3 protein-coding genes are annotated in these 2,843 nt (G+C 71.5%); 1 reads left to right on the forward strand and 2 read right to left on the reverse strand.

Annotated elements, in window-relative coordinates; genetic code table 11:
* Both RWP81_RS16000 and RWP81_RS16005 read right to left on the reverse strand, forming a co-directional pair.
* The coding region (locus tag RWP81_RS16000; RefSeq protein WP_314457769.1) for a biotin carboxylase N-terminal domain-containing protein at positions 1 to 1,418 on the reverse strand (1,418 nt) is incomplete at its 3' end.
* Between the two features lie 77 nt (positions 1,419 to 1,495).
* Positions 1,496 to 2,143, reverse strand: coding sequence for a Maf family protein (locus RWP81_RS16005; RefSeq protein ID WP_314457771.1), 648 nt, complete (start codon positions 2,141 to 2,143; stop codon positions 1,496 to 1,498).
* Positions 2,144 to 2,328: 185 nt separating this feature from the next.
* Between RWP81_RS16005 and RWP81_RS16010 the strand changes: the two genes are divergently transcribed.
* Positions 2,329 to 2,843: TRAM domain-containing protein (locus RWP81_RS16010; protein ID WP_314457773.1), on the forward strand; the 515-nt coding region annotated here is incomplete at its 3' end.

Genomic DNA, 2,843 nt, shown 5'->3' on the forward strand with positions numbered 1-2,843 from the left:
ACCACGGTGTGGCGGCCGGGCACCACCGCGGGGGCCTCGGGCTCGCCGTCCCACGCGGGGATGTCGTTGACGAACTCCGTCTCGATCCAGCGCGTGAAGACGCCGAAGACGCCGTCCTCGGCGGTGAAGGCGGGGTCGCGCACGACCTTCCGGTGGAAGGGGAGCACGGTGGGCATGCCCGACACCTCGAACTCGTCGAGCGCGCGGCGCGAGCGCTCGAGCGCCTCGGCACGGTCGCGACCCGTGACGACGATCTTGGCCAGCAGCGAGTCGAACGCGCCCGAGACGCTGTCGCCCGCGGTGACGCCGGAGTCCAGGCGGATGCCGGGACCGCCGAACGTCTTGAAGACGTGGATGGGTCCGGGCTGGGGCAGGAAACCTCGGCCCGGGTCCTCGCCGTTGATGCGGAACTCGATCGAGTGGCCCACGGGGGCGGGGTCGTCGTACCCGAGGTCTTCGCCCTCGGCGAGACGGAACTGCTCGCGCACGAGGTCGAGGCCGGTCACCTCTTCGGAGACGGGGTGCTCGACCTGCAGGCGCGTGTTCACCTCGAGGAACGAGATGGTGCCGTCGGCGCCGACGAGGAACTCGCAGGTGCCCGCACCGACGTAGCCGACCTCCTTGAGGATGGCCTTGGATGCCGAGTACAGCACCGCGTTCTGCTCGTCGCTGAGGAAGGGCGCCGGCGCCTCCTCGACCAGCTTCTGGTGGCGGCGCTGCAGCGAGCAGTCTCGGGTCGAGACGACGACGACGTTGCCCGCGGCATCCGCGAGGCACTGGGTCTCGACGTGGCGGGGCTTGTCGAGGTACTTCTCGACGAAGCACTCGCCGCGGCCGAAGGCGGCGACCGCCTCGCGCGTGGCCGACTCGAACATCTCGGCGACCTCGCCGAGTTCGCGCGCGACCTTGAGGCCGCGTCCGCCGCCGCCGTACGCGGCCTTGATGGCGATGGGGAGGCCCACCTGCTCAGCGAAGGCGATGACCTCGTCGGCGCCGGAGACGGGGCCGGGAGTGCCGGGCGCCAGCGGTGCTCCGACCTTCTCGGCGACGTGGCGGGCGGTGACCTTGTCGCCCAGGGCCTCGATGGCATCGGGGGAGGGGCCGATCCACACCAGCCCCGCGGCGATCACGGCACGGGCGAAGTCGGCGTTCTCGGCGAGAAAGCCGTAGCCGGGGTGCACCGCGTCGGCGCCGGCGCGGCGGGCGACCGAGAGGATCTTCTCGATCGAGAGATAGGTGTCGGCGCTGGTGGCGCCGTCGAGGGCGTACGCCTCGTCGGCCAGGCGCGTGTGAAGGGCGTCGCGGTCCTGGTCGGCGTAGACGGCGACGGAGGCCTTACCCGAGTCACGGGCGGCGCGGATGACACGGACGGCGATCTCGCCGCGGTTGGCGACAAGGACCTTGGCGATCTTCGGCATCCTCCCAGCCTACCGAGGGGCCACCCCCGCCTTTTGACCCCACTCCACAAGAAAGGTCAGAAAACGTGTGCGAGAGTCTACGAACGATTCCACAGGTCGGTCCACGAACCCCCAAGCTCCCGCACGAGCCTGCGGACGGTCGACAGCGACATCCCGACCACCGTGGAGGGGTCGCCCTCGACGCGTTCGATGAACGCCCCGCCGAGGCTGTCGACGGTGAAAGCACCCGCCACGAGCAGCGGCTCACCGCTCGCGACGTACGCGTCGATCTCGCGGTCGTCGACATCGGCGGCGAAGGTCACCGATGCCTCGGCGACCGCGTGCGCCTCGGTGGGCTCGGCGCCGGGGGAGAGACGGAACACGCTGTGACCCGAGTGCAGGATGCCGGTCTGCCCGCGCATCTGCCGCCAGCGCTCAGTGGCGGCCTCGGGCGTGTACGGCTTGCCGAGGATCTCGTCGCCGAGCTCGAACATCGAATCGCCCCCGATGACGAAGCCGTCGAATGTGGGGTCCTCGGCGTGCAGGCGCTGAGCCACGTCTTCGGCCTTGCGCCTCGCGAGCAGCAGCACGTGCTCGGCCGCGGGGAGCCGCCGTCCCTCGGCCGCTTCGACCTCGGCGATCACGGCCTCCTCGTCGACCTGCGGGGCACGCGCCTCGGGCTCGATGCCCGCCTGCCGCAGCAGCATGAGACGAGCGGGAGAAGTGGATGCCAAGCACACGCGCATGCCACAACGCTACCGATGTACGGCGCGCACCGACCGTCGTGAGGTTGCTGAGCCTGTCGAGACTTCGGTGCTCGTCCGGGTCTGGCCCCTTGGACGGGCTCAGGGTCCTGGTGCGTGAGGTGGCTGAGCCCGTCGACGCCCCCGCACCCGGCGGTCTCACCGGCCGGATGTGTCAGGCTCGGGGGATGCACGACGGCGACCTCATCGAACTCGACATCACCGGCATCGCCCACGGCGGTGTCTTCGTCGGGCGGCACGAGGGGCGCGTGGTGTTCGTGCCCGACACCCTCCCGGGAGAGCGCATCCGCGCGCGGCTCACCGACACCCGCAAGAAGGCGTTTTGGCGCGCCGATGCCGTCGAGGTCCTCCGGGCGGCGCCCGAGCGGCGACCGCACGTCTGGGCGGCCGCGGGCATCGACGTCGACCCCGGTCAGCGCGTCGGTGGGGCCGAGTTCGGCCACATCGAGCTCGCTCACCAGCGAGCGCTGAAGGAGCGGGTGGTCCGCGAGGCGATCGAGCGGGTGGGCCGACTGGAGCTGCCGGTCGACGTGCGCGCCGCGGGCACCCCGGATCAGGGCGAATCCGCGGATGGCACCGGGTGGCGCACGCGGGTCAGCCTGCACGTCGACGCCGACGGCCGTGTCGGCGCGTACGCCGCCCGCACGCACCACGTCGTCGAGACGCCCGACCTGCCCCTGGC

The sequence above is a fragment of the uncultured Microbacterium sp. genome (genome assembly GCF_963521695.1).
GTDB lineage: Bacteria > Actinomycetota > Actinomycetes > Actinomycetales > Microbacteriaceae > Microbacterium.

Excerpts from the sequence above, each read along its gene's own strand:
- RWP81_RS16005 (WP_314457771.1), bottom strand. The coding sequence starts at position 2,143 with ATGCGCGTGTGCTTGGCATCCACTTCTCCCGCTCGTCTCATGCTGCTG.